At 71.9% G+C, this 25007-nt stretch carries 29 protein-coding genes and 2 pseudogenes; 15 read left to right on the forward strand and 16 right to left on the reverse strand.

Going from position 1 to position 25007, the window contains the following annotated elements:
• Window positions 1–15 precede the first annotated feature (15 nt).
• Entirely contained in the window at window positions 16–189 is a 174-nt protein-coding gene (locus MUY14_RS45865) for a hypothetical protein (protein ID WP_247019309.1), read from the forward strand.
• Here MUY14_RS45865 and MUY14_RS45870 read toward each other — a convergent pair.
• From MUY14_RS45870 to MUY14_RS45880, 3 genes are all read right to left on the reverse strand, one after another.
• A complete protein-coding gene (locus MUY14_RS45870; RefSeq protein WP_247019310.1) occupies window positions 186–977 on the reverse strand; it encodes an alpha/beta fold hydrolase in 792 nt (263 codons plus the stop codon). The genes MUY14_RS45865 and MUY14_RS45870 overlap by 4 nt on opposite strands.
• Window positions 974–1618, reverse strand: a complete 645-nt coding sequence (locus tag MUY14_RS45875; protein ID WP_247019311.1) for a DUF998 domain-containing protein — start codon at window positions 1616–1618, stop codon at window positions 974–976. The genes MUY14_RS45870 and MUY14_RS45875 overlap by 4 nt, the downstream gene beginning before the upstream one ends.
• A gap of 91 nt (window positions 1619–1709) precedes the next feature.
• A complete protein-coding gene (locus MUY14_RS45880) occupies window positions 1710–2831 on the reverse strand; it encodes a metallophosphoesterase (protein WP_247019312.1) in 1122 nt (373 codons plus the stop codon).
• Between the two features lie 71 nt (window positions 2832–2902).
• Between MUY14_RS45880 and MUY14_RS45885 the strand changes: the two genes are divergently transcribed.
• Complete coding sequence (locus MUY14_RS45885; RefSeq protein ID WP_247019313.1) at window positions 2903–3175, forward strand: DUF6412 domain-containing protein; 273 nt, start codon at window positions 2903–2905, stop codon at window positions 3173–3175.
• Between the two features lie 59 nt (window positions 3176–3234).
• Window positions 3235–3900, forward strand: coding sequence for a membrane protein insertase YidC (locus MUY14_RS45890; RefSeq protein ID WP_247019314.1), 666 nt, complete (start codon window positions 3235–3237; stop codon window positions 3898–3900).
• Here MUY14_RS45890 and MUY14_RS45895 read toward each other — a convergent pair.
• Complete coding sequence (locus MUY14_RS45895; RefSeq protein WP_247019315.1) at window positions 3883–4296, reverse strand: DUF1992 domain-containing protein; 414 nt, start codon at window positions 4294–4296, stop codon at window positions 3883–3885. The genes MUY14_RS45890 and MUY14_RS45895 overlap by 18 nt on opposite strands.
• A gap of 60 nt (window positions 4297–4356) precedes the next feature.
• On the opposite strand from MUY14_RS45895, the gene MUY14_RS45900 reads away from it, so the two are divergent.
• Window positions 4357–5127: a TetR/AcrR family transcriptional regulator gene (locus tag MUY14_RS45900; protein WP_247019317.1), complete on the forward strand. Its 771-nt coding sequence runs from the start codon at window positions 4357–4359 to the stop codon at window positions 5125–5127.
• Here the strand turns inward: MUY14_RS45900 and MUY14_RS45905 are convergent.
• From MUY14_RS45905 to MUY14_RS45915, 3 genes are all read right to left on the reverse strand, one after another.
• Complete coding sequence (locus MUY14_RS45905) at window positions 5124–5375, reverse strand: hypothetical protein (protein WP_247019319.1); 252 nt, start codon at window positions 5373–5375, stop codon at window positions 5124–5126. The genes MUY14_RS45900 and MUY14_RS45905 overlap by 4 nt on opposite strands.
• 5 nt (window positions 5376–5380) lie before the next feature.
• Window positions 5381–6547: a lytic transglycosylase domain-containing protein gene (locus MUY14_RS45910; protein WP_247019321.1), complete on the reverse strand. Its 1167-nt coding sequence runs from the start codon at window positions 6545–6547 to the stop codon at window positions 5381–5383.
• A gap of 194 nt (window positions 6548–6741) precedes the next feature.
• The gene (locus MUY14_RS45915; RefSeq protein ID WP_247019322.1) at window positions 6742–7656 is read right to left on the reverse strand and encodes a LysR family transcriptional regulator; all 915 of its coding nucleotides are present in this window, start codon (window positions 7654–7656) and stop codon (window positions 6742–6744) included.
• 103 nt (window positions 7657–7759) lie between these two features.
• Here MUY14_RS45915 and MUY14_RS45920 point away from each other — a divergent pair, with 103 nt between their 5' ends.
• Window positions 7760–8455 (forward strand): SDR family oxidoreductase, encoded by a 696-nt coding sequence (locus MUY14_RS45920; protein WP_247019324.1) that lies wholly within the window; start codon window positions 7760–7762, stop codon window positions 8453–8455.
• A 102-nt stretch (window positions 8456–8557) separates the two neighbouring features.
• Window positions 8558–9166 carry a hypothetical protein gene (locus MUY14_RS45925; protein ID WP_247019326.1) on the forward strand — a complete coding sequence of 203 codons (609 nt, stop codon included), beginning with the start codon at window positions 8558–8560 and terminating at the stop codon, window positions 9164–9166.
• On the opposite strand, the gene MUY14_RS45930 is transcribed toward MUY14_RS45925, so the two are convergent.
• Window positions 9163–9603, reverse strand: a complete 441-nt coding sequence (locus MUY14_RS45930; protein WP_247019329.1) for a GNAT family N-acetyltransferase — start codon at window positions 9601–9603, stop codon at window positions 9163–9165. The two genes, MUY14_RS45925 and MUY14_RS45930, sit on opposite strands and share 4 nt — an antisense overlap.
• A 107-nt stretch (window positions 9604–9710) precedes the next feature.
• On the opposite strand from MUY14_RS45930, the gene MUY14_RS45935 reads away from it, so the two are divergent.
• Entirely contained in the window at window positions 9711–9926 is a 216-nt protein-coding gene (locus tag MUY14_RS45935; protein ID WP_247019330.1) for a hypothetical protein, read from the forward strand.
• Window position 9927: 1 nt separating this feature from the next.
• On the opposite strand, the gene MUY14_RS45940 is transcribed toward MUY14_RS45935, so the two are convergent.
• From MUY14_RS45940 to MUY14_RS45950, 3 genes are all read right to left on the reverse strand, one after another.
• Window positions 9928–10749, reverse strand: a complete 822-nt coding sequence (locus tag MUY14_RS45940; RefSeq protein ID WP_247019332.1) for an SGNH/GDSL hydrolase family protein — start codon at window positions 10747–10749, stop codon at window positions 9928–9930.
• A 171-nt stretch (window positions 10750–10920) separates the two neighbouring features.
• Complete coding sequence (locus MUY14_RS45945; RefSeq protein WP_247019333.1) at window positions 10921–12414, reverse strand: alpha/beta hydrolase; 1494 nt, start codon at window positions 12412–12414, stop codon at window positions 10921–10923.
• A gap of 97 nt (window positions 12415–12511) precedes the next feature.
• Entirely contained in the window at window positions 12512–13504 is a 993-nt protein-coding gene (locus MUY14_RS45950; RefSeq protein ID WP_247019334.1) for a LacI family DNA-binding transcriptional regulator, read from the reverse strand.
• Between the two features lie 5 nt (window positions 13505–13509).
• Here MUY14_RS45950 and MUY14_RS45955 point away from each other — a divergent pair.
• Window positions 13510–15022, forward strand: a pseudogene (locus tag MUY14_RS45955) (FGGY-family carbohydrate kinase).
• Here MUY14_RS45955 and MUY14_RS45960 read toward each other — a convergent pair.
• The 3 genes from MUY14_RS45960 to MUY14_RS45970 all read right to left on the reverse strand — a co-directional run bounded on the left by MUY14_RS45960 (window position 14953) and on the right by MUY14_RS45970 (window position 16967).
• The gene (locus MUY14_RS45960; RefSeq protein WP_247019335.1) at window positions 14953–15294 is read right to left on the reverse strand and encodes a hypothetical protein; all 342 of its coding nucleotides are present in this window, start codon (window positions 15292–15294) and stop codon (window positions 14953–14955) included. The pseudogene MUY14_RS45955 and the gene MUY14_RS45960 sit on opposite strands and share 70 nt — an antisense overlap.
• Before the next feature lie 217 nt (window positions 15295–15511).
• On the reverse strand, window positions 15512–16402 hold the full coding sequence (locus tag MUY14_RS45965; protein ID WP_247019336.1) for a hypothetical protein: 891 nt from the start codon (window positions 16400–16402) through the stop codon (window positions 15512–15514).
• A 100-nt stretch (window positions 16403–16502) separates the two neighbouring features.
• Complete coding sequence (locus MUY14_RS45970) at window positions 16503–16967, reverse strand: GNAT family N-acetyltransferase (RefSeq protein ID WP_247019337.1); 465 nt, start codon at window positions 16965–16967, stop codon at window positions 16503–16505.
• A gap of 70 nt (window positions 16968–17037) precedes the next feature.
• Here MUY14_RS45970 and MUY14_RS45975 point away from each other — a divergent pair, with 70 nt between their 5' ends.
• Window positions 17038–17619, forward strand: a complete 582-nt coding sequence (locus MUY14_RS45975; RefSeq protein WP_247019339.1) for a TetR/AcrR family transcriptional regulator — start codon at window positions 17038–17040, stop codon at window positions 17617–17619.
• Here MUY14_RS45975 and MUY14_RS45980 read toward each other — a convergent pair.
• Together MUY14_RS45980 and MUY14_RS45985 are read right to left on the reverse strand one after the other, a co-directional pair.
• Window positions 17616–18398 (reverse strand): hypothetical protein, encoded by a 783-nt coding sequence (locus tag MUY14_RS45980; RefSeq protein WP_247019342.1) that lies wholly within the window; start codon window positions 18396–18398, stop codon window positions 17616–17618. The two genes, MUY14_RS45975 and MUY14_RS45980, sit on opposite strands and share 4 nt — an antisense overlap.
• Before the next feature lie 146 nt (window positions 18399–18544).
• Window positions 18545–19510, reverse strand: a complete 966-nt coding sequence (locus tag MUY14_RS45985) for a GlxA family transcriptional regulator (protein WP_247019344.1) — start codon at window positions 19508–19510, stop codon at window positions 18545–18547.
• A gap of 52 nt (window positions 19511–19562) precedes the next feature.
• On the opposite strand from MUY14_RS45985, the gene MUY14_RS45990 reads away from it, so the two are divergent.
• The 6 genes and pseudogenes from MUY14_RS45990 to MUY14_RS46015 form a co-directional block, all read left to right on the forward strand.
• The gene (locus MUY14_RS45990) at window positions 19563–19943 is read left to right on the forward strand and encodes a cupin domain-containing protein (protein ID WP_396126669.1); all 381 of its coding nucleotides are present in this window, start codon (window positions 19563–19565) and stop codon (window positions 19941–19943) included.
• Window positions 19944–19999: 56 nt separating this feature from the next.
• The gene (locus MUY14_RS45995) at window positions 20000–20503 is read left to right on the forward strand and encodes a helix-turn-helix domain-containing protein (RefSeq protein WP_247019348.1); all 504 of its coding nucleotides are present in this window, start codon (window positions 20000–20002) and stop codon (window positions 20501–20503) included.
• A 69-nt stretch (window positions 20504–20572) separates the two neighbouring features.
• Window positions 20573–21064, forward strand: coding sequence for an SRPBCC family protein (locus tag MUY14_RS46000; protein ID WP_247025540.1), 492 nt, complete (start codon window positions 20573–20575; stop codon window positions 21062–21064).
• Complete coding sequence (locus MUY14_RS46005) at window positions 21061–22086, forward strand: LLM class flavin-dependent oxidoreductase (RefSeq protein WP_247019350.1); 1026 nt, start codon at window positions 21061–21063, stop codon at window positions 22084–22086. Before MUY14_RS46000 ends, MUY14_RS46005 begins: the two co-directional genes overlap by 4 nt.
• Window positions 22087–22097: 11 nt before the next feature.
• Window positions 22098–24404, forward strand: coding sequence for a molybdopterin-dependent oxidoreductase (locus MUY14_RS46010; RefSeq protein WP_247019352.1), 2307 nt, complete (start codon window positions 22098–22100; stop codon window positions 24402–24404).
• 25 nt (window positions 24405–24429) lie between these two features.
• Window positions 24430–24843: pseudogene (locus MUY14_RS46015) on the forward strand (dihydrofolate reductase family protein); the annotation flags it as partial.
• Window positions 24844–25007 lie beyond the last annotated feature (164 nt).

The raw sequence follows: 25007 nt of genomic DNA on the forward strand, positions 1-25007 counted from the left end.
CGTCGGACCTTCTGAGTGTGGCACGACCAGCAGATCGGGGCGCTCACGTTGTCGCTCTCGTCGCTCGGCCCCGGCGAGTTGCCCTTCGGCGCGGAGTACGTGCCGACTCGTGAACTGACGCCGATCGGCGAGGAGGTCCTCGCCGATCCGAGTTCCGGCTTCGTGGCGTGGAGCGCGATCACTGCCTAGCCCAGGAAGAACTTCGTCAGCACCGGGGCCAGTGCCGTCGCCTTCACGATGTGCGTCTGGCCCGGCAGGGTCGCGTACTCCGCCGACGGCAGCACCTTCGCCAGCGACGACACCCCGTGCCGCATCCACTCGGGGCTGCGGTCGCCGTCGATCGCCAGCGTCGGGGTCGTCACCTCCGGCCACGACGGCGTCAGGGGCTCGCCCGACTGGCGGTCGCCCACCACTGCCGTGTCGTACGGGATCGTGTGGGCCACCTTCTTCAGCTTCGGCCAGAACGGCATCACGCGCATCATCGCCACCGTCGCGCGGCCCAGGCCGACGCCCTCGGTCATGAACAGCTTGACCGCCTTGCCGCGCTTGCCTTCGGCGAGAGCCGCGTCGAGGCGGGCCGGGTAGTCGGCCGGGACGCGGGGGCGGGTGGCGTCCACCACGAACGGGGGTTCGTACAGCGCCAGCTTCGGGACCGGCAGGGTGCGAGCCGCTTCGAGGGCCAGTGCCGCGCCCGACGAGATGCCGAACAGGAACGCTTCGCCGCCCGCTTCCTTCAGCAGGGCCTCGATGTCCTCGACCTCGCGCTCGATCGCGTACGGGCCCGTGTCGGTGCTCTCGCCCCGGCCGCGGCGGTCGTACGTGTACACCGCGAAGCGCCCGGAGAGCTCCTTCGCCAGCGCGTCGTTCGGGGACGAGCCGCGGTAGCACATCGCGCCGTCGACCAGCACGAGCGCGGGGCCGGTGCCCGAGCGCGTGTACGCGATCTTGGTGCCGTCGGCGGAAATCGTCGTGGTCATCGGGACTCTCCTCGCGGCATCAGGTGGGCGGACGTCGTGGCGAGCCAGGCCCAGGCGAGCACCACGGCCGCCCAGAAACCGAGGGTGACGGCCGGGCTCGCCGAGCCGGACGCTACGCCGCCGAAGCCTACGAGGAACAGCAGGCCGGTGATCCGCGAGTACCACGCCCGGGCCGTCGGCAGGTGCGCGCCGATCGCGAAGCACGCGGCGACCAGCGCGGCGAAACCGACGCCGCCGCAGGCGAAGTGCAGGGCGCCGTGCCAGCTCACCGACGACGGCGGGCCGGCCGGCGTGCCCAGCGGGAAGCCGTCCTGCGGGTCGGCGCGGAAGACGCCGGCGCAGATCAGGCTGACGCCGTACACCGCCAGCAGTCTCGGCCCCCACCTCCCGGGCAGGACGCGCCGGAGGCCCGCCGCGGCCGCGAGCGTCAGGAGGCCGGTGACGAGGAAGTTCGCGACCTGAACGAAGCCGAGCGAGCCGTTGGCCAGGATGCTCGCCGGGTGCCGCGTGAAGTCGAAGCCGGCGCGGGTCAGGCCCTGGAGCACGGCGGTGCCGACGAAGACCGGTCCGGCGAGGATTCCGCAGGTCAGCAGCGTGCGGGTGGGTGCGGAGACGCGGGTGGGAAGCGTGGTCGTGGTCATGCGGACAGCCTGGCATCCGATCATTCGAACTGTCAAGACAAAAAAAGTTGTCGGTGACACCGGTTCGGATCGGCTGCGGCCGAGATTCGGCTCAGGCGGAGCGCAGGGTGAGGAGCGTGATCTCGCTGGGCGCGAAGACGCGGAACGGCGGACCCCAGAACCCGGTGCCCCGGCTGTTGTACAGCTGGGTCGGGCCGTGCCGGGTCAGGCCGGACAGCGTCGGCTGGTCGAGGCGCACCAGGAGGTGGAACGGCCAGATCTGCCCGCCGTGGGTGTGGCCCGAGATCTGCAGGTCGACGTCGGCCTCGCGGGCCTCGCGGACCTGCTTCGGCTGGTGTGCGAGCAGCACCACCGGGACGCCTTCGGGGCGGTCGGCCAGCGCCGCGGCCAGGTCGGGGCCGTGGCCCGGGAGGCCCGAAGAGGTGCCGGTCGGATCGTCGATGCCGGCGAACAGGATCCGGTCGCCGCCGCGCTCCAGCAGGGTCGAGCGGTTGTGCAGCGTGTCCCAGCCGAGCCCTTCCATGTGGTCGAGCCACGCCTGGGCTTCGCCGAAGTACTCGTGGTTGCCGGTGATGTAGAAGCGCCCGAGCGCGGCCTCGACGCCGCCGAGCGGGTCGACCTGCTTGCGGCGCTTGGCCACTGCGCCGTCGGCGAGGTCGCCGGCGTGGCAGACGACGTCGGCCTGCAGGGCGTTGACCGCCGCGACGACCTGCTCCGACCACTTCGTGCGGTCGATCGGGCCGAAGTGGGTGTCGGTCAGCACGGCGACGCGCAGGCCGTCGAGCCCCGGCCCGAGGCGCGGGACGACGACGTCCGTCCGCTTCACCGGCGGCACGCGCATGGCGACGCGGTTGCCGTGCACGAGCAGGACGGCGGCCACCAGCACGGTCGAGCCCGCGACGATCCGCGACCGCAGCGGGTCTTCGACGCCGAGCAGCGCGACCCGCAGGACGAGGCTCAGGATGCACCAGCTGAACAGCACCCAGATCACGGCGAGCAGGGAGTCGCCGAGGCGCGCGGACGCGTCGCTCTGGCGCTTGGAGTGCCCGCGGAACATCGCGATCGGCATCGTGACCAGGCCGGCCGCCAGCACGACGGTGCCGGCGATCGTGCCCGCCAGGCCCCATTCCGGCGCCAGCACGAGCGTCCACCACGGCACGCCGTACAGCAGCAGCATGGCCAGGATCGGCACGACGACGAGTTGCCCTCTCATCGAACCAGGTTACAGCCCATCGGGCTGTTAGCGTTTTCGCTACCCTGGGAGGCGGAGGAAGGGGGACGGCCGTGAACACGCTGCTCGAGCTGGCGTTCCCCGCGTTGACCGGCCCGACCGCGCTGGTCGCCTTCGCCTCCCTCGCCGCCGCGAGCCTCCTGGTCGTGCTGCTGGCCGGCAGCACGCACCGCAGCGAAGTTGCGCTGTGGTCGGCGCCGGTGCGCAGCCGCGTCACGGCGTTGCGCCGCCGGGCCCGCCACGCCGAGTCGATCCGCCTCCGCGACCCGGGAAGAGCCGGCCGCAGCAGGCCACGAGCACCCGGGCACCGCAGCACGGCTGCGTGAGCTCGGCACGCAGCCATTCCGCCTGTCCCATTCCTTTTCACTCACGCGGAGTGCTGCCCATGTTCGGCTTTCTCGACGTGCCCGTTTCCGGCGCGTACCACCTGATCCACGCCCTCACCGGCCCGCTTTCGACGGCGCTGGCCATCGTCGTGTTCACCCTCGCCGTGCGGCTCCTGCTGCACCCGCTCGCCCGCTCGGCCGCCCGCGGCGAGCGCGCCCGGGCCACTCTGCTGCCGGAGCTGCGGGCGCTGCGGGAGAAACACGGCGGCGACCGCGACAGGCTGGCCGCGGAGATGACGAAGCTGCGGCAGGAGTCCGGGACGTCGTTGTTCGTCGGCTGCCTGCCGATGCTGCTGCAGCTGCCGTTCTTCACGGTCATGTACCGGCTCTTCACCGCCCCGGCGATCGGCGGCGAGCCCAATTCCCTGCTCGGCGCGACGCTGTTCGGGACGCCGCTGGGCGCGCACGGCCTGGCCGGCAGCCCGCTGGTGTTCGTCATCGCGGCGGGGCTGGCGGTCGTGGCGTGGTGTTCGGTCCGCTGGCAGGACCGCCACCGCTCCGAGACACCGGGCGTCCCGGACGTCCCGGGCGGCAAGCTCCTGCGCCTGCTGCCGTACGGAACGGTGCTCGCAACCCTGGTCCTGCCCCAGGCGGCGGGCCTCTACCTGCTCACGACGACGGCGTGGACCGCGGCCGAGCGCGCGCTGCTACGACGCGGTTCGTGAGCGGCGCCAGTCCCGGACCGCTTCCTCGACGTCCACCAGCGCCACCGTCAGCGGGGGACCCGTGTGGTGGTTGAGGTAGGCCTGCCGGATCCGCTCGTTGAGGTCGGTCACGACCTCCCGCACGCGCGCTTCGGTGCGCTCGGCGGCGAGCGTGGCCGGCAGGTCCTGGACTTCGCGTTTGAGCGCCAGTGCCGGCGGCAGCAACGCCTTCGTGTCGTGGCCGCCCCTGCGGACCTCGCGCAGCACCCAGTCGGTCGCCGCGTCGTTGCCGGTCGGTTTCGGCAGCGGGCGGCCGGTGCCCGGGAGGTCGTCGAACTCGCCGCGGTCGCGGGCTTCGGCGATCTGCCGGTCGACCCACCAGCGGAAAGAGACTTTCGTCGGCTTGCGCCGGGTCATCGCCGCACCCCCCTCGTCCGCCGTCCAGGGTAATCTCCGGGGAAGGAGCGAGGGGACCGCATGACCGTCGAACGCAGTGGCGCCGATGCCGTCGACCGCACGCTCGCGCTGCTCTGGCGCGCCCGCGGTGGCACTTCCGAACCGACCAGGGGCCGCAAGCCGACGTTGACGGTCGAGCGGATCGTCGCCGCCGCGATCGGGGTCGCGGACGCCGACGGGCTGGCCGCCGCGTCGATGCACCGGGTCGCCAAGGAGCTCGGCGCCGGCACGATGACGCTCTACACCTACGTGCCCGGCAAGGCCGAGCTGGTGGACCTGATGGTCGACGACGTGCTCGTCGAGCGCCGGCTGCCGGGCCCGGGCGAACCGCGGTCCGGGGACTGGCGTGAACAGGTGGCGCTCTACGCCGAACGGACCCGGGCGGCCTACCGCGCCCACCCGTGGCTGTGCGAGGTTTCGCGGGTCCGGCCGCCGCTGGGGCCCGGGCAGCTGGCCGGGCAGGAGTACCTGCTGTCCATTGTGGACGCGCTGGGGCTGGCGCCGCGGCAGGCGGTCGCCGCGGCCAACGCGATCGGCACGTACGTCGACGCGAACGCCGCGCTCGGCGCGGAGAACACCAGCCTCGAACGCAGCACCGGCCAGTCGACCGAAGCCTGGTGGCACCAGCGGTCTTCCTTCTGGGAGGACTACTTCGTGGTCGACGCGCACCCGGCGATGAACCGGATCTGGCTCGGCGGCGGCTTCGACCAGAGCGCCGAAGCGCAGGGCGAAAAGGCGTACGAGTTCGGCCTGAACCGCATGCTCGACGGCATCGAGGCGCTGGTCGGCTAGCGCCGGCTGCGCCACCGCAGCCGGCGTCGCTCCTGGCGGGGCACTTCGACCGCCGAGCCGCCGCGCAGCAGGTCGCGGCAGACCGGGTCGAACCGGCCGGGTGCCTCGATCATCGGCGCCGCCAGGACCAGGTGCCCGCACACCGCCCGGAACCGCCCGTCGTGCCGTCCCGTCGCGAACTCGTCTTCGGTGACGGCGTGGGTGTAACCGTCGGTGTCGCAGCGGATGTGCACCAGGAACGGCTCCACCGGGCTCACCCGGCCGGGGTGGTCGAGGTGGTTTCGGTCGGGGTCGCCGGAGCGTCGGCCGGGTTGGTGCTCGAAGGCGTCTCCGGCGGCGGGGTGGTGGTGGCCGTCGTCGACGGCGGCGGCGTGCTGGTGGACGGCGGCGGCGTCGACGGGTCCGTGGTCGGGGTCGTCGGCTTGGTGGTGGTGCTGGTCGGGCTGGTCGGGGACGTCGGCGTGGTGCTGCCCGGCGGCGTCGACGTGCCCGGCAGCGAGCCCGGCGGCTGGGCGGTCACCGGCGGCGCGGGCGGGGCCGGGACCCCGACCGGGGCACCGGCCGCGGCGGCGTCCGGGGCGTCGGGCGCGCCGATCGGCACCTGGCTGTCGGGCAGCTGGGCCACCCCGCCGCGGTAGGCCGACGCCCACGCCATCACCGTGTCCACATAGGACTGCGAGTTGTTGTAGCGGCGCACGGCGATGCGCTGCCCCGCGTCGGTCGAGAGGTCCAGCCCGCCCGAGCACAGGTAGCGCGCGGTGGCCAAGGCCTCGTCGTAGACGTTGTTCGGGTTCGACACGCCGTCGCCGTTGCCGTCGGAGGCGTAGCCGCGCCACGTCGACGGGATGAACTGCGTCGGGCCGACCGCGCGGTCCCACACGGCGTCGCCGTCGTACTTGCCGCCGTCGGTGTCGGGGATCGCGGCGAACGCGCCGGCACCGTTGAGCACCGGGCCGAGGATCGGTTCGAGGGTGTCGCCCTTGGCGTTGACGTACCCGCCGCGGGCGTGGTTCGACTCGATCCGGCCGATGCTCGCGATCAGCGCCCAGTCCAGGTGGCAGTTCGGCTGCTCCTTGGCCAGGATGTCGGCGGCGTTCTGGTACGCCTTGAGCATGCTGCCCGGGATGCCGAGTGGCCCGGAGATGCCCGCGGAGCCGGCGCGCCCGCCGGGCACGACCAGCGGCGTGGGCAGCGGGGGCTGGGGCAGGCTGCCGTCGACGGCGATCGGCGGCATGACGATGGTGGGCTGCTGCAGCGGCGCGGCTTGGTCCGGCAGGGCGTTGCCGGCGTCGGCGACCACGACGGGCGCGGGCAGGCCGGTGGTCAGCGTCGGCAGCACGACGAGCGCGCCGCCCGCGAGCGCGGCCGCGGTGCGGCGTACCGCCCGCGAGCTCTTGCGACGTGGCCGGTGCTTCGGCATGGTCGTCCCCGCTTCCCTCGATCTTCGCTGATCGCCTCACCCGATCGGCCCCACCCACCGGTACTGACCGGTAGGAGCAAGCTATCCGATGGGAGCGAACTTTGGCGAATGGCACAGCGAAATCCGGCCGTCGCGGAGAAGTTCGTCCTGATGGCACAAAACCTTAGTAGGGAATCTGTCACATTCACCAGGACTTAACGGGTCGCCGAGGACAGTTTGCCGAGCAGTGCGCCGGGCACGGTGATCCCGCGCTGTGCCACGTCCGAGGAAAACCGCCGGACGAGCGAATCCGAAGGCGTAGCGGCGAACACCACGACTTCGCGGTGCAGCGCCGGCTTCAGCCGCCGCAGCGCACCGGCGAAGGTCCGGGAGAGCGCGGTCGTCGGGACCAGGGCCAGACCGAGCCCCGCCGCCGCGAGCTGAGCCGCCGTAGCCGCTTGCTTCGTCCGCATCACCACGTCCAGCACGGCCCCGCGGCGCGCCGCTTCCTCGTCGAGCCAGCCGCCGAGTCCGTTGTCGGGGTGGTAGTGCACCACCGGCAGCCCGGCGAGGTCGGTCATCGCGAGCGCCGTTCGCGCGGCGAGCGGGTGGTCCGCGGCCAGCGCCACGACGACCTCCTCGCGCCCGACCACCTCGACCGGCCCGGTCCAGCGGCTCGGCCGCGGCCCGGCGGCGACGTCCGCTTCGCCTGATTCCAGTGCCTTGACCAGCGCGTCCGCGCTCGTCGTTTCGGTCAGCGTGATCAGCACGTCCGGGCGGTGGCGGTGCCAGGCCCGCAGCACCGGGGCGAGCAGCCCGGCGGTCATGCTCTCCGCGCACGCGATCCGCAGGGTGCCCGCGCCGCCGGCGGCCACCGCGCGCCCGGCCCGGACCACCCGTTCGGCGGCGGCGAGCGCCGCTCGCGCGTCGGCCAGGACCGCCCGCCCGGTGGCGGTCGGCCGCACCCCGCGCGGCAGCCGTTCGAGCACGGGCGCGCCCAGTTCGCGTTCGAGCGCGCCGATCTGGTGGGACAGCGCGGGTTGCGAGAGGTGCAGCCGCGCGGCCGCTTCGGTGATCGACCCCGCGTCCAGGACGGCGACCAGGCACTCCAGCGCGCGCAACGTAGGCATTCGCCGATTTTATCGCAACCTTCGAAAACATCGAGATCAAGACGGGATTGTCCGCGGGGCCGTGAGCGCTGAACGACGTGTGCGAGACGGAAGGAGCACGGAAATGTCGTTCGAAGGAAAGCGCCTGGTGGTCGTCGGTGGCGGTTCGGGAATCGCCCGGCGGATCGCGGTGGACGCGCGCGACGCGGGTGCCGAAGTCACGGTCGCCGGGCGGAACCCGGCGCGGTTCGCCGAATCCGGGGTGCGCACCGCATTCGCGGACCTGACCGAAGAATCGTCGCTGAAAGCGCTTGCCGAAGAGGCCGGCGAAGTCGACTACCTGGTCGCGCTCGCGTCGGCGCCGGCGAACGGCCCGGTCACGACGCTGGAGCGCGACGCCGTCACCCGGGCGTTCGACGCGAAGGTGATCGGGCCGCTGCTGCTGGCCAAGCACTTCGCCCCGCGGTTCCGTGAGGGTGGGGCCGCGGTGCTGTTCTCCGGCGTCGCCGCGTGGCGGCCGGCGCCGGAACGGACCGTCATGGCCACGACGAACGGCGCGGTGGCCTTCCTCGCGGCCGCGCTCGCGGTCGACCTGGCGCCGATCCGGGTCAACGCCGTCTCGCCGGGCATCGTGGACTCGGGCGCGTGGGATCGGCTCGGGGACGCGAAGGACGCGTTGTTCCGGCGGACGGCGGAAGCGAACCCGGCGCGCCGGGTGGGTACCGTCGAAGACGTGTCGGCGGCGACCCTCCACTTGCTCCTGAACCCGTTCGTCACGGGCACGGTGCTGCATGTGGACGGTGGCGGCCGGCTCGCCTGAAACCCAGGGTGAGCAAGCCTTTACACGGCGGTTGACCATTCCTATGATCGGGCCCGACCGGACGCGCCGCCGCGGTCCGGTCGGCCCGAGGTGGAGGGTTCAATGGCACGTAGGGCGCCGCGACGGGAGCACGTCACCGTCGCCGAGCTGCTGGTCCGGACCACCGCGCCGCGCGAGCAACCCGACGGGGCGCGGGCCCGGCACCGGGAGAAACCGCAGGTCTTGCGTTCGCTCGCCCGGCTGCGGGTGTTCTCGGTGGTCGCCGGGGCGCTGGCGCTGACCGGCGGGGTCGGCGCGGCGGTGTCGATGCCGGTGCAGCGGGGCGCGGGCGCGTCCTGGCCCCCGGTGGGCCTCGAACCCCCGCCGATCGCGCTGATCCCGTTGCCCGCCGACGTCGTGGTGCCGGCCGCGCGGCCAGGTGCGGAATCCGTGGTCTCACCCGCGAATCCCGCCACGACTTCCCCTGAGGCGGCTTCGGCGAATCCGGATTCCGGAATTTCGCCGGGACACCGCGGAACCCTCGCCCGTGCGGTCAAGATCGTCGAGAAGGCGAAACCGGAACCGCGGCACGCCGCGCCGGTGCGGCACGAAATCCCGGACGTGCCGGTCTGGTCGCGCGGCCGGGCCCCGGCTCCGGAGCGGCAAGCGATCCACACCGGACGCCACCGCGGCGGCGGGCACCACGAGTGCGGTGGCCGGCACCGGCGTTAGGCGTCCAGGGGGATCTGGTACTGCATGAATCCCTTGTCGACGGCGACCTGGTCGTAGAGCCGCCGGGCGGTCGTGTTCGACGTCTGCGTGTGCCAGTAGACGCGGACGCACCCCTTCGCGCGTGCCCAGCCGGCGACGGCTTCGATGAGCGCCCGGCCGACGCCATGCCCGCGGGCTTTCGTGTCGGTGAACAGGTCCTGCAGGTAGCAGACGTCGTCCGAAGTGGTGCTGACGTGGGTGAAGAAGTGGACGATGCCGACGAGTTCGCCGTCGAGCCGCGCGCCGAGGGCGTGCATGCGCTCGCCGGTCGCGAACTCGCGCCACGCCCGGTCCACCCGCTCGGCCGGGAGTGTCCTGCCGTAGAACGTGTTGTAGCCGGCGAACAGGTTTTCCCAGGTCGCGCGGTCGCTTTCGGTGAGTCCCCCGGTGGTGATCATGGAATCAGGCTAGTCCACCGGACACAACTCACCAGTAAGGTGACGAACCCGAATCAAATTCATAGAATCAGGGCGCTCGTTCGGCAGCAGTCAAGCGGAGGTTCCTGATGGCGCGCACGGCGCACCGCGGCAGTGGCAGACCCGTCTCGGTGGGCGAGCTGATGCTCCGCTCGGACGTCCACGGCAGGCGCCGCCCGGAGGACCTCGAGGTGCTGGAACTGGCGTACCGGATGCGCCGCCGCACCGGCGCGGCCGCGGACCTCCCCGCGGTGAAGAGCGGTGGCTGGTGGCAGGTGCTGCGCCGCGGTTTCCGCCGCGGCTGACCTACCGGAACGCGACCGCCACGGCCAGCGCCGCGGCGAGGGCGCGGTGGCCCGCCGCGCTCGGGTGGACGTCGCACCCGCCGGACGGCAGCTTCACGAGCAACCCCGCGGCGCACGGGTCGCCACCGGCGCGCAGGGAAGCCAGTCGGAACGCGGTGAACCCGTCGGCGACGGTGCCGCGGTGGTGCCGGGTCACCTGGGCCAGCGTCGCGTTGATCGCCTTCACCTGCGCGACCTGCGCCGGATCGCGGTAGTCGAGCGAGTAGTACGACACGAGCACGAGCTCGCCGCGGTACTGCGCGCGCACCGCGCCGAGGATGGTCGCGAGGTTCGCCCCGACCTGCTTGAGCGCGGCGTCGAACGTGGCGCCGGTGCAGTGGTCGGGGGTGGTGTCGCGGCAGCGGAACAGGTCGTTGGCGCCGACGGTCAGCGTGACTAGCCGGGTGTCCCGGTGCGTCTTCAGGTACTGCACGGCGTAGCCGATCTGGCTGCCGGGATAGGCGACGTGCAAGGGAAAGGCCAGGCGGTAGGCGTTCTCGCAGCCGTTGCTCGGCGCGGCGACGTCCAGCATGCTCCCCGTCGTCTCACCCGGGCAGGACGCGTTGGCGAGCTTCAGCCCGCGCGCGGCCGCGTACTTCTCCGCGTAGCCGCGGAAGTTGGCCGCGTCGAGGTAGTCCGCGCCGGCGTCGGGCCGGTAACCGAACGCGACCGAATCGCCCAGGGCGAGGTACCCACCGTGGGACCGGGCCTCCGCCGGGGCCGTGAGCAGCGCGCTCGCCGCCAGGACCGCCGCTGTGACGGCGAAGAATCGACGAAGTACCAATCCGGCCGAAAGCAGGCGGACACGGTCCGCAGCCGATCTGCACGACGCACCAGGTTCCGCCGTGACTGCCGTCGGGATTGGTACTCGACGGCACAGCATCTTCGGCTCCTTCCGCGCACCGGTGCGTGGCCGGGACCGATTCTGCCGGTTCCGGCCACGCGGCGGTAGGCGTCAGAAGGCGATCGTCGACGGTGCCTTCGGCCCGGCGACCCGCGCCTCGGGCGTACCCGGCTCGACCGCGGCGCAGTGCGTGCCCTTGGCCGGCAGCTTGCCGGTGATCAGGTAGTCGTCGGTGGCCTTGGTGACGCACTGGCTGTTCTTGAAGTACGCGCCGTGGCCCCAGCCGTCGTAGGTGAGCAGCGTGCTGCCGCTCTGCCGGGCGGCGGTCTGCGACCACGCGTACGGCGTCGCCGGGTCGTGGCGGCTGCTGACCATCAGCAGCGGCGGCGCGCCGTGGACCTGCAGCGGGTGCTGCGGGTTGCTCGCCCGCTCCGGCCAGCCGATGCAGCCGGTGACGGCGGTCCAGCCCAGCGAGTTGACCTTGACGTCGGGTGCGAGCGCCGCGGCGGCCCGGCGGTAGGTCTCGAGTTCGGCGAAGTTGTGCACCGGCAGGCGCCAGTCGTCGCAGAACACGCTCTGGAAGACGTTGTTGATCGGGACGTCGTCACGCAGCCGCGCCGACGCGGCCGGCGGGGTGCCGTCCTCGAACGACTTGAGCACGGTCGCGAGCCGATCCCAGCTGGGGCCGTAGAAGCTGCCCTGGATGATCGCCGCGAGGTCCAGCGGGGTGACCGGCTCCTCGCTCCGCGGGTCCTTCAGCTCGCCGCGCGCGGCCTTGTCCTGCAGGTCCCTGGTCACCTTCGAAACGTTCTGGCCGTGCAGCGCGCAGCTCGCCGTCCGGGCGCACCAGGCGGCGAGCTCGCCGAATTCCGCTTGCACGGACTGCGTTTCGCTGTTCAGGAAGTCCCACGCGGTGTACTGCGAGTGGTCCATGTTGCTGTCGAGGACGAGCGCGCGGACCTTGTCCGGGAACAGTTCCGCGTACTGCTGGCCCATCAGCGTGCCGTACGAAACGCCGTAGTAAGTCAGCTTCCGCTCGCCGAGCGCGGCGCGGATGGCGTCCATGTCCCGCGCGACGCTCTTGGTGTCGCCGAACCGCGCCAGCGGCCCGGTGAGCCGGCCGCAGCTTTCGCCGAGCTTCCGGTTGTACTGCGCGAGCTGCTCGAACTCCGCCTGGTTCGCCGGTACCTTCGGGTGGTCCGCGATGATTTCGTCGAGCCCGCACTTGATCTGCGTGCTGTCGCCGACGCCGCGCGGGTCGAACCCGACGGTGTCGAACCGCTTGGTGATCTCGGCCGACAGGGTCCAGCCGGCCTTGACCTCACCCGCGCCCGCGCCGCCGGGACCGCCCGGGTCCATCAGGATCGAGCCGATCCGGGCCTGCGGATCCGTGGCCTTGCGCCGCGCGAGCGCGATGCTCGTGGTGCCGCGGTCCGGGTGCCCCCAGTCGATCGGCACGGTGACCGTGCCGCAGTCGACGTCCGGCGCGTCCGCGCACGGCTTCCAGGCCACGGATTCCGCCGCCGAAGCGGGCGCCGCGAACAGGCTCCCCAGTACCGCCGTTGCCGCCGCGGCCGTCAGCAGCCGCTTCACTACCCCCGACATTGCCAGCCCTTCCCCTCACCGACAGTGTTTGCTCGGCTCCAGGAAATCACCGATCCGGTGATCGCGCCAGCTTCCCAGGTGAACCGGCCCTTGGTGTCTATTGTGGACAGATTGAGCGGGCCGAGCTGCCGCGGACGATCAGCTGTGCCGCCAGCGTCGTCGTGGTCGCCGGGCGGGCGCCGCCGTCGGCGATGCGGTCGAGGAGCAGCCGGGCGGCCCGTTGTCCCATCGCGTAGGCCGGTTGGGCGACGACCGTCAGCGACGGCGTGATCAGCGTGGCCCACGGCACTTCGTCGAACGAGACGATCCCGACGTCGCGGCCCGGGCGCAGGCCCAGTTCCGCCAGCACCTGCAGCAAGCCGACCGTCATCGGGCTGCCGGAGACGAGGAGCGCGTCCGGTGGATCGGGTGCCGTCAGCAACCGGGTCGCGGCTTCCCGGCCGCCGGCTTCGCGGAATCCGCAGCGGTGCACCAGGTTCGCGGAGTATTCGCGGCGGGCCGCGCGGAGCCCGTCGCGGTAGCCCGCGAGCCGCGCGTCCGCGGTGGTGATGCCGGGCGGGCCGGCGACGCAGCCGATCCGCCGGTAGCCCCGGCCGGTCAGGTGCCGCACGGCTTCGGCGGCCGACTCGCGGGAATTGACGAGGACCGCGTCGCAGTCCGCCGAAGCGAGCCGCCGGTCGACCGTCACGATCGGCGTCCGGTGCGTGCGCAGCGGCCCGACGTCGCTGTCGGGTGTCGTCGGCGACAGGACCACGCCCGCGAGCCGTTCCTGCGCCGCGACTTCGACGTACCGGCGCTCCTTCGCGACGTTTTCGTCGGAGTTGCAGAGCATCACCGAGAACCCGGCGGCCTGCGCGGTGTCCTCGGCCCCGCGCGCGATCGCCGTGAAGAACGGGTTTTCGACGTCGGAGATGATCAGCGCCAGCACCGCGGTCTCGCGGCGGCGCAGGCCGCGGGCCAGTCCGTTCGGCGTGTAGCCGAGCTGCGCCACCGCCCACGCCACGCGTCCGGCGAGCACTGGGTCCACAGTGGACTTGCCGTTGAGCGCCCGCGACACGGTCGCGGTCGAAACCCCGGCCAGCGCCGCCACGTCCGCTGCTCGGCGTCGACATCGGCACGGCGGCTCGAAAGGCGTACTGCTGGACCCCGGTGGCGCGGTGCTCGCCCGGGCCGTCCGCGAGCACGCCGTGTCGACGCCGCGCCCCGGCTGGTTCGAGCACGACGCCGAAACCGTCTGGTGGGCGGACTTCACCGCGATCTTCGCGGAGCTGCTGCGCTCGGGGTCAGCGGCATCGGGCCGTGCCTGCTCCCGGCGTCCGCGGCGGGCGAGCCGGTGCGGCCGGCGATCCTCTACGGCGTCGACACCCGCGCCGGCGAGGAAATCGCGGCACTGAACGAAGAACTGGGCGCGGCCGCGATCCTGGCGCGCGGCGGTTCGCCGTTGACCAGCCAGGCGGTGGGGCCGAAGCTGCGCTGGCTGGCGCGGCACGAGCCGGACGTCTACGCGCGCACGGAGAAGCTCCTGATGGCGAGCTCGTTCCTGGTGCACCGGCTGACCGGCCGGTACGTCCTGGACCACCACTCGGCCGGCCAGTGCACGCCGATGTACGACCTCGCCGCCGGCGGCTGGGCGGCGGACTGGGCCGAGCGCGTCGCACCCGGGCTGCCGCTGCCGGAACTGCGGTGGCCGAACGAGATCGCGGGCGAGGTCACCCCGGCCGCGGCCGCGGCGACCGGGCTGCCCGCGGGGTTGCCGGTGACGGCCGGGACGGTCGACGCGTGGGCCGAGGCGGTCAGCGCCGGCGTCCGCGAGCCCGGTGACGTGATGGTCATGTACGGCAGCACGCTCTTCCTGGTCCAGGTGCTCGCCGAACCGCGCCCGCACTCCGGTTTGTGGAGCACCCGCGGCGTCGACCCGGGCAGTTTCACGCTCGCCGCGGGCATGGCGACGTCCGGCGCGGTCACCGGCTGGCTGCGGGACCTGGTCGGCGGTTCGTACGCGGAGCTGACGGCCGAGGCCGCTTCGGTGCCGGCGGGCAGCCGCGGGCTCCTGCTGCTTCCCTACTTCGCGGGGGAGCGGACGCCGTTGTTCGACCCGGCCGCGCGCGGGGTGCCGGCCGGGCTGACGACCGGGCGCGGCCGCGCGGAGATCTACCGCGCGGCCCTCGAAGGCACGGCGTACGGCGTGCGCCACAACCTGGAAGCGATGGCCGTCGCGGGCGGTGTGGCCGGGCGGCCGGTCGCGGTCGGCGGCGGGACAACGGGCGGGCTGTGGACGCGCATCGTCTCCGACGTCACCGGGCTGCCGCAGCAGATCCCGGCCGAGACGATCGGGGCCGCGTTGGGCGACGCGGTGCCGGCGGCCGCGGCCACCGGCGTCGAGCTGGATTTCGCCCGCGTGAACCCGATCGCCGAGACGGTCGTGCCGGACCCGGCGGCCGGCGCGCGGTACGGGGAGTCCTACCGGCACTACCGCGCGCTTTACGAGGCCACGGTCGAGACCACGCACTTCCCGGCCGCGCAGCAGCACGCGGCCGGTCAGCTCCGGGGCGCCTGCCGGCGGGTGGCCGCGCCCCGCCACCCGCGGCCGGCGGCCAGCCCCCGGTAGTGCTCCAGCGCCGCCACGGATTCGGTGACCTGCTCGAAGCTGGGCAGCGCGCGGACGTTGGCCACCAGCGTCATGTCCTTGCGCGGGATTTCGACGAAGCACACCTCGACGCCGGACCGCTCGGCCTCGGCGGCCACCTGGGCGCGCCAGCCGGGGAGGTCGTGGTCGTCGCCGAGCCATTCGTGCAGGTAGACGCACCACTTGCCGCGCTGCAGCTCGCCCGCGATGGCTTCGAGATCGACCAGGTACGGATCGGTCACGCGTTCGGCCATGACCGTTCCCCGCAACACCAAGGCACTACTTCCCTCCTGCACTCCGGCGGTGACCCCTACCGTCCGGAAAGCGCTTCCTCCGGCGGTCACCTCCCCCGCTTCCGCCGTGCAGCGCGTCGCCAACTTACCGGCGGAACGCGCTGCACGGCAACCGGATCGGCGGATCTTGACATCCCGTGCACGACTCGCGTGCGGATGCACGTGCCGAATGGACCTTTCAGCGCACCCGCAGGAGGTTCGGCGTGCCGCCGAAGTACGCACTGTCCGTGACGTACAGTTCGCCGCCGCGCACGGCGATCGCGGTGGGGTTGGCCAGGCCGTCCGAAGTGGACAGGATGGTGCGGACGCCGTCGCGGCCGGTCACGACGACCCGGTTCTCCTGGTTGATCGCCGCGACGACGGTGGCGCCGCGGAAGGCGAAGTCGTCGACCGGTCCGAGTCCGGTGACGGCGACCCGGCCCGGTGCCCGGTTCAGCGGGAACCGCACGAGCGTGCCGCGGTCCAGGTTGGACACCCAGACCGCGCCGTCGTGGACTTTCACGCCGTTGGCGCCGAAGCCGCTCACCGGGGCGAGCAGGTCGCCGGTGGCCCAGTCGGTGACCTGCCCGGTGCGCGGCGAGACGCGCCGGACGACCGAGCCGAACGAGTCGGCGACGAAGAGGTCGCCGCTGGCCGGATCGCGCGCGACGCCGTTCTGGAACCCGGACGGGGGCAGGGAAGCCACCTTGACCGGGGTGCCGCCGGGGCGCACGCGGTAGAGGCCGGTCGCCGCCGTGCCGGTGGAAACGGCGACGTACAGGTCGCCGCCGGGGGACCGCACGATGCCCCCGAGGAACAGTTTCTTGTGCACCACGGGGATGTCGCCGTCGTCGGGCACGGGGAAGCGGGCGATGACGCTGACCCGTCCGCCGGGCGTGACGCGGCCGATTTCGCCGGTGTAGGCGAAGGTGAGGTCCGCGGAGCCGTCGGGCTCGAGCGCGATGTTTTCCGGCTGCTGCCCGGCGGCGAGGTCGAGCGGAACGAGCCGCGTGGCCGCGTGGGCGGGCGCCGCGGGGAGGACGAGGGCGGCGGCCGCGGTCAGCGCGACGCCGATCTGCTTGATGCGCAAGGGAACTCCGTCGTGGTCGGGATCTCCGTGCTTTCGACGGTAGGGGCGGCGCACCCCCGGCCACCAATAGCTCGACGTGGGCCGCCCATCGGAAAACCGATCACAGGTCGCGCGCGAAACACCGCGAGAGCGGCTCGCCGACGTAGGGCCCGTAGGCCTCGATCGGTTCGTAGCCTTCGCGCTGGTAGAAGCGGATGGCGTCGGGCTGCCCGGTGCCGGTCTCCAGCAGCAGCCGGGCGATGCCGAGCTCCCGCGCGTGGTCTTCGAGCGCGCGCAGCAGGGCGGTCGCGACGCCGGTGCCGCGGGCCGCCGGGTCGACGTACATGCGCTTGACCTCGCCGGGCCCCGGCCCGAGCAGCAGCAGCCCGCCGCACCCGAGCGCCGTTCCGGAGGCGTCGCGCGCGACGAGGAACACGGCCATGGTTTCGGCGGTCGGGAGCGCGCCGGGCTCGTGGTCGTCGGTGCCGTAACGGGCGTCCAGCTCGGTGCGCTGGGCGGCACGCAGGCGGACGGCGTCGGCGTTGTCCCAGGTCACCGAATCGATGGCGAACGTGCAGTCGAGCATCAGGTCATACCCCCGTTTCGTAACGCTTGTTACCGTAGCATCTGTTACGCTTCCGGGGAAGGAGGCGGACTTGCCGAAGCAGCGTGACGTCGAGGCCCAGCGCGAACTCCTGTCCGGCGCGACGTGGCGGGTGCTCGCCGAGAACGGCCTCCCCGGTCTGACGCTGCGCGCGGTCGCCGAGCGCGCCGGCTGCACGACGGGCCTGGTCATGCACGCGTTCCCGACCAAGAAGGCGTTGCTGCTGCACGCGCGAGACCTGCTCTACGAACGCACGGCCGTCCGCGCCGACGCGGCCGAGGCGGCGAGCCTTGACGCGTTCGGGGCGCTGGAAGCGGTCCTCGGCCAGGCGGTCGACCTCCCGCACGGCCACCACGACGAATCCCGCGTGTGGGTGGGCTTCCTGGCGGCGGCACTGGCGGACGACGACCTGGCGGAGCGGCACCGCGCGGCGAACCGTTCGTTCCTCGCCAGGGTCGGCCGGTTGGTGGCGGCGTGCCGTCCGGAGTGGACGGAGGAGCGGCTCGAGCTGACGACGAAGAGCCTGGTGGCGTTGGTGGAGGGCCTGAACGTCCTGGCGGCGGCCGACCCGGGCGGTTACCCGGCGCGGCTGCAGCAGAACGCGCTGGCGGCCGCCCTCGCCCCCCTGCGTTAGCTCCCGCCGTGGTGCACGTTCCCGTGCACGCGGCCGATCTGGATGGCGGTGCCGCCGTGCATCTGTTCGATCACGTTCGAGGTCACTTCGGCGCGTGCTTCTTCGGTAGCGGCCAGCTTCTTTTCGTATTCCTTCCCGACGCCGTTCTTCAGGAGGTCGCCGCTCGGATTCGGCACGTAGAGGTAGACCGTGCCGCGGTATTCCTTCACTTCGACGTCAGCCGGGATGACGCGCGATTTCGGCAGCTGCGCGTAGCCGCTGGCGAGCACGTCGTCGAAGATCCGCTGCGAAAGCACGACGGCGAGGAACGTCTGATCGGGATCGGACGCGGTGAGTACTTCCCGCACCGGCGCGGAATCGAGCAACCGGTGCGTGGTGATCACGGCGGCCCCGATGGCGACCGCGGAGCTTTCGCCGTCGGCCTCCCGGATCGGCCCGACGTTCAGGCTGGCCCGCATCCGCATCCGCAGGTACCGGCTGGTGGCCCGAAGCCGGACATCCCGCTCGGCGAGCACGCTTTCGAGCGCGTCGAAGAGTCGCGACACGACGGCGGGCAGAAACCGCGGCTCGAACCCGATCCCGTACCCGTCCCCGGTCCCGTGCGGGAAAAGCGCGGTCTTCCAGACCTCGTCGAGCCCGGCCCGTTCGAAAGCCTGGGCGAGCACATCCGGAATCATCGCGGCGAGCACCCCTTGATCGGCATCGGAATTGCTCCCGAACGCCTTGGTGTCCACCACCAGCAAAGCCCGATAAGGCGGCAGCTCGACATCGGCCGTCATGCGGTCCTCCCCTGTCCGTCATCACCGAGTGTGGTTCGGCCGAGCGGGTGAGCTTTCCGCTTTCCACACGGCCACCCGATCCACCGGTCCCGCAGAATACGCCGCAGGAGCGGTCCCGCGTGGGAGGATCCCGGCCCGGCAGGACCTCAAGCCGCCGGGCCGAAGCGGCGGCGGTACGCACTCGGGCTCAACCCCGTGTGCCGCCTCAACTGCAATCGTAGATTCGCCGCCGTTCCGAAGCCGCTTGCCGAGGCCACCCGGTCCAAGCGCAGCTCGCCTCGCTCGATCAGGCGGCACGCCAGCGTCACCCGCTCCGTCGTCAGCCAAGCCAACGGCGTTGTCCCCAGCTCGGCCCGGAACTTCCGGTGCAGGGTCGCCGGGCTGGTTGAAGCGTGGGCCGCTAGGTCAGCGACCGTAAGGGGCTCGTCCAGGCGAGCGAGGGCCCAAGCCAGCACCGGAGCCAGCGAAGTGTCCGGGACCGCAGGCACCGGGCGGGCGATGAACTGCTGCTGCCCGCCGTCGCGGTGGCCCGTGAACACCAAGCGCCGGCTGACGGCGTTCACCACCTCGGCGCCGTGGTCGCGGTGGATCAGGTGGAGGCCCAGGTCGAGGGAGGCCGCGCTGCCCGCTGCCGTCAAGATCGTGCCCTCGTCGATGAACAGGACGTCCGGCTCCCACCGGACCGCCGGGAAGCGCGAAGCGAACTCCGGGGCCCACTGCCAATGGGTCGTCGCGCGGCGGCCGTCCAGGACGCCGGCCTCCGCGAGGGCCAGGGCGCCCGTGCAGAAGCTCACCAGGCGCGCGCCTCGGGCGGCTGCGCGGTGGATCGCCGCGATGATCGAAGGGTTCGTCGGGACTCGCGTGTTCGGGCGGGCCGGCACGATCAGCGTGTCCGCTGTGTCAGCCGCCTCCAGGCCGGCGACTCCGGACAAAGTGAACATGCCCAGGTTCATCCGCACGGCGGGCGTTGCCGAGCACAAGGTGAAGTCGTACCAAGGGCGGTTCAGCTCGGGTCGGCGGAGGCCGAACAGCTCCGTGGTCACGCCCATCTCGAACGGGTTCGACTCCTCCGTCACGATCGCCACGACGCGGTGCGAGAATTCTTGCGGCATGTGCGATTCCTAGCACTCGTGCCCGGGAAACGCCAGGTCGAGGATGGGGTGCATGAACCCGATCGACCTCAATGAAGTCCTCGCGAGCTTCGACGCCGCCTGGAGTCCGCGGATCGTCAGTCGTGTCAACGACTACGACGTCCGGCTCGCTCGCTTCGAGGGTGAGCACGTCTGGCACGTCCACCGGGACACCGACGAGTTCTTCCTCGTTCTCGACGGGGAGATCGAGATCGGGCTTCGCGACCCGGACGAACGAATGGTCACGCTCGGAAAGGCGCAGGCTTTCGTCGTGCCCAAGGGCGTCCACCACAAGCCGTCGTCGAAAGCGGGGGCCAGTGTTCTGCTGGTCGAACCCGCCGGGACGCTCTCGGTCGGGGACGACCACGACGAGGTGCCCGGCCACGTCGACGTCACCACCGGGCACCTTGTCTGACGGCGACCGCCGCTGACCTGCTGAGTCTCTCTGCGAAACGGCGTACCCTCGGCCGCATGAAACGGACGTCGTTCGCGCAGTGGCCGTGCTCGATCGCGCGCACCATCAATCTGCTGGGAGACTGGTGGACCCCTCTGGTGCTGCGGGACGCCTTCTACGGCGTGCACCGCTTCGACGAGTTCCAGCAGGCGCTCGGCATCGCGCGCAACACCCTCGCCGACCGGCTCAAGCGGCTGGTCGAGGAGGGTTTGCTGGAGAAGGTCGCCTACCAGACCGAGCCGGTGCGCTACGACTACGTGCTCACCGAGAAGGGCCGCGACTTCTACCCGGTGCTGCTCGCGATGACCCGCTGGGGCGACAAGTGGCTCGCCACCGAAGCCGGCCCGCCGATCACCGTCCACCACCTCGCCTGCGGGCACGACACGCACGCCGAAATCGTCTGCGCGGAGTGCGGTGAGCCGATGACGCCCGAGGAGACGCGCATGCGCCGCGGGCCCGGGTTTCCGCCCCGGCTGGCGCAGCGGCCGGACGTCGAGGCGCGCTTCGCTCGGCAGGAGTGACGTTGACAGCGTAGGTCTATCTACGCAACTATCGTGGTCAGACGGCTCTTCGAGAGGGGTGCGACCACGATGGAGTGGACCGGCGCGAGGTACGCCGACCTGCCGACGGCCGAGGTTTCGACCTGGATCGACGCGGTGCCCGAGGACGTCTGGCCGGTCGTTTCGGACATCGCGCTGATGCCCGAGCTGAGCGCCGAGCTCCAGTCCGTCGAGTGGTGCGAAGTCGGGCGCAAGTTCCTCGGCCGCAGCAAGCACGACGCCTTCGGCGAGTGGGAGACCACCTCGTACGTCGTCGAGTGCGAGGCCCCGCGCGTGTTCTCGTGGGCCGTCGCCGATCCGGCCGAGCCGAGCGCGACCTGGAAGTTCACCCTCGAACCCGACGGCGGCGGCACCCGGCTGAGCCAGTGGGTGCGGATGGGGCCCGGCCGGTCCGGGCTGTCCTTCGCCATCGACCGGATGCCCGAAAAGGAACAGAAGATCGTCTTCGTCCGGCTGCGGGAGTTCGAGACGGCGATGGCCGGCAACCTCGCCGCGATCAAGGACCGGGTGGAGAACCGGTGAGGACCGCGACCACCGTCGAGTTCTCGAAGGACACCCGCGAGACGGTCGACTTCGTGCTGGAGGCGGAAAAACTCGGCCTCGACGTCTGCTGGGTCGCCGAAGCCTGGGGTGCCGACGCGCCGTCCGCGCTTGGCTACCTCGCCGCGCGCACCGACCGGATCCGGCTCGGGTCGGGCATCATCCAGCTCGGCACCCGCACGCCGGTCGCGATCGCGCAGGCCGCGCTCACCCTCGCCGACCTGTCCGGCGGCCGGTTCGCGCTCGGGCTCGGCGCGTCCGGGCCGCAGGTCGTCGAGGGCCTGCACGGCGTCCCGTTCGCGAAACCGTTGACGCGCATGCGGGAGACCGTCGAGATCATCCGCCAGGTGTTCGCCGGCCAGAAGGTTTCCTTTTCCGGCAAGGCGTTCGAGATCCCGCTGCCCGGCGAGGCGCGGCCGATGCGGCTGTCGACCGCGCCGAACCCGGACATCCCGATCTACCTCGCGACGCTGTCGCCGAAGCTCCTCGAGCTCACCGGCGAGGTCGCGGACGGCTGGCTCGGCACCAGTTTCGTCCCCGAAGGTGCCGAGGCGTACTTCGGCCCGCTCGACGCCGGGCTCACGAAGGCCGGCCGGAAGCGGGCGGACATCGACGTCTGCCAAGGCGCCGAAGTCGCGTTCGCCGACGACGAAGCCGAACTGCGCGCGCTGGTCGGCAGCCGCAAGAAGGAACTCGCCTTCAGCCTCGGCGGGATGGGCTCGGCCACCACGAACTTCTACAACAACGCCTACAGCCGCCAGGGCTGGGCGGACGTCGCCGCCGAGGTCCGGGAACGCTGGCAGGGCGGGGATCGCGACGGCGCCGCCGCGCTCGTCACCGACGAAATGGTGCTCGGCACGACATTGATCGGCACCGAGGACATGGTGCGGGAACGCCTGCGCGTCTGGCGCGAAACCGGCGTCGACACCGTCCGGCTGTACCCGGCCGGCGAAACGCTCGAAGCGCGCTTGAGCACCCTCGGCCGCGCGCTCGACCTGCTGTGAAGGGAACCGCCATGGGCGAGTGGCAGCGCACCGCGTGCAGCCTCTGCTACCTCAACTGCGGCCTGGAGGTGCAGGTCGAGGGGCGGAAGATCACGCGCGTCCGCGGGGACAAGGCGCACCCGCGCTCCGCCGGGTACCTCTGCCAGAAAGCGCAGCGCCTGACCTGGTACGGCGACCACGACGACCGCTTGACGACGCCGCTGCGCCGTCGTCCGGACGGCACGCACGAGCCGATCGGCTGGGACACCGCGCTTTCCGAGATCGCCGCCAAGCTGCGCGCGATCCGGGACGCCGACACCGCGGCCGGGCGGCCCGGCTCGTTCGCCTACGTCGGCGGAGGCGGCCAGGGCAACCACTCCGGCGGCGCATACGGCGCTTCACTGCTGAAGTGGATGAACTCGACGCGCCACTTCAACGCGCTTTCGCAGGAGAAGACCGGCGACTTCTGGGTCAACGGGCAGCTGTTCGGCTCGGCGCTCGTGCACACCGCCGAGGACGTCGAGCACTGCGACCTGCTGGTCGTGCTCGGCTGCAACCCGTGGCAGGCACACGGGTTCAGCAACGCGCGGCACGCGCTCAACACGCTGAAGAACGACCCCGCGCGCCGGATGATCGTGATCGACCCGCGGCGCACCGAGACCGCCGAGATGGCCGACCTGCACCTGCCGCTGCGGCCGGGCACCGACGCCTACCTGCTGGGCGCGATCCTGGCGTTGCTGCTCGAACGCGGTGGCGCGGACGAGGAATTCCTTGCCCAGCGCACCGAAGGTTTCGACTACGTCGCCGCCGTCCTGGCGAAAGTGCCGGTGGACGCCTGGATCGCGCACGCCGAAGTGTCCCGTGTGGACGTCGAGCGCGCGGTCGAGCTGATCCTGGCGGCGGAAGCGATGACCGTGCGCGTCGAGCTGGGGATCCAGCAGGGGCGGCACTCGACGCTCAACAGCTACCTCGAAAAGCTGCTGTACCTGCTGACCGGGAACTTCGGGCGGCGCGGCACGAACAACCTGCACTCGTGGCTGCTGCCGCTGTGGGGTTCGGGGAGCGGGAAGCGGTCGGAGATCACCGGGTTCGAGTACATCGGCGGGCTGCTGCCGGCGAACACGCTGGCCGAGGAGATCCTCGCCGACCACCCGAACCGCGTCCGCGCGCTCTGGGTGGAGTCGTCGAACCCCGCCAACACCTTCGCGGGGACGCGGGAGGTCGAACGCGCCATCCGCGCCGCCGAGCTGTCCGTGGTCGTCGACATCGCCTACACCGAAACGGCCGCGCTGGCGGAATACGTGCTGCCGGCCGCGTCGCAGCACGAAAAGTGGGAGTTCACGCTCTTCACGTTCGAATGGCCGACCAACTACTTCCAGCTGCGGCCGCCGTTGCTGGACCCGTTGCCGGGCACGCTCGTCGAAGCGGAGATCTACACGCGGTTGTTCGACGCGCTCGGCGTGCTGCCGCCGTCGGATGTGCTGGCTTCGCTGGCGCTCGGCCCGCGGTCCGAGGTGCAGGCGGGGATCGGCGCGCTGGTCCAGGCGATGCCGGAGCGGGCGGCGATCCTGCCGGTGCTGCTCTACCGGACGCTGGGGGCTTCGCTGCCCGGCGGCGCCGCGTCGATCGCGCCGCTGTGGGCGGGGTGCCACCGCGCGGCGAAGACGATGACCGTGCCGGTGCAGCGCGCGCTGGGCAGCACTTCGACCGGCTCGGAACTCGGCGAGGAGCTCTTCGACCGCATTTTGGCCGGGCCGACGCCGTTTTCCGCGCACGAGCAGGACGAAGTGTGGAGCCTGCTGCGGCGCCCGAAGGTCCGGCTGGCGGTGCCCGAGTTGCTGGACTGGCTGACCGCGCTCGACCCGGCGGCCGAGGCGGCGGACCCCGCGTTCCCGCTTTCCCTGCTGAACGGGCAGCGCCGGGCGCACAACGCGAACCAGATCCTGCGCGACCCGCGCTGGCGCCGCACCGACCCGGACGGCGCGTTGCGGGCGCGTCCGGAGGAACTGGCGTCGATCGGTGCGGTGCCGGGGGATTGGGTGGCGGTCGTGACGCCGGCGGGACGCGTGGTCGTGCGCGCCGAGGCCGATCCGGGGATGCGGCCGGGACAGCTGGCGCTGCCGCACGGTTATGGCATGGCGCACCCGGCCGCGGACGGTGGCCGGGTGGTGAGCGGGCCGCGGATCAACCTGCTGACCGATGCGCTGGACCGGGACCCGATCGCGGGGACGCCGCACCACAAAGACGTTCCGGCGCGGTTGGCGGTGGTGACGGCGGAGGAACGGGCGCGGGCGGAAGCGGACAGCGCGCGGGTGCGCGTCTCCAGTGGACGGTCTTAGCGTTTCGCCGGTTTGCAGTGGGCCGATGCGGAAGATCGTCGCGAACCTGTTCATTTCCCTCGACGGCGTCGTCGAAGCGCCCGACAAGTGGTCGCTGAAGCACTGGAGTGACGAGATCGGACAGGCGGTCGGCGGCGGGATGGCCGCGGCCGACGCGATGTTGCTCGGGCGCGTCACCTACGAAGGGTTCGCCGAGGCGTGGCCCGGGCGGACCGTCGAGGACGACGAAGGCGCCGAGTTCATGAACAATGTGCGCAAGTACGTGCTGTCGTCGACGTTGTCCGAGGTCACCTGGAACAACTCGGTTCTGCTGACCGGCGACCCGGCCGAGGCGGTGCGGGCGCTTGAGGCCGAGGCGGGTGGGGACATCATGACCAGCGGCAGCACCACGGCGGTGCGGTGGCTGCTGTCCGAAGGCCTGGTCGACGAGCTGAACCTGCTGCTGTACCCGATCGTCGTGGGGCGCGGGCGGCGGCTGTTCCCCGGCGAAGGCCGTCGTTTCCGTTGCGCTGGCGAAATCGGCCACGTTCTCCAACGGCGTCGTCCAGCTGACCTACGTTCCCGAGTGATTTCCCTTCGGGCCGGCCCACAGCACGACGCCGT

It is taken from the genome of Amycolatopsis sp. FBCC-B4732 (assembly GCF_023008405.1).
GTDB classification, from domain to species: domain Bacteria; phylum Actinomycetota; class Actinomycetes; order Mycobacteriales; family Pseudonocardiaceae; genus Amycolatopsis; species Amycolatopsis pretoriensis_A.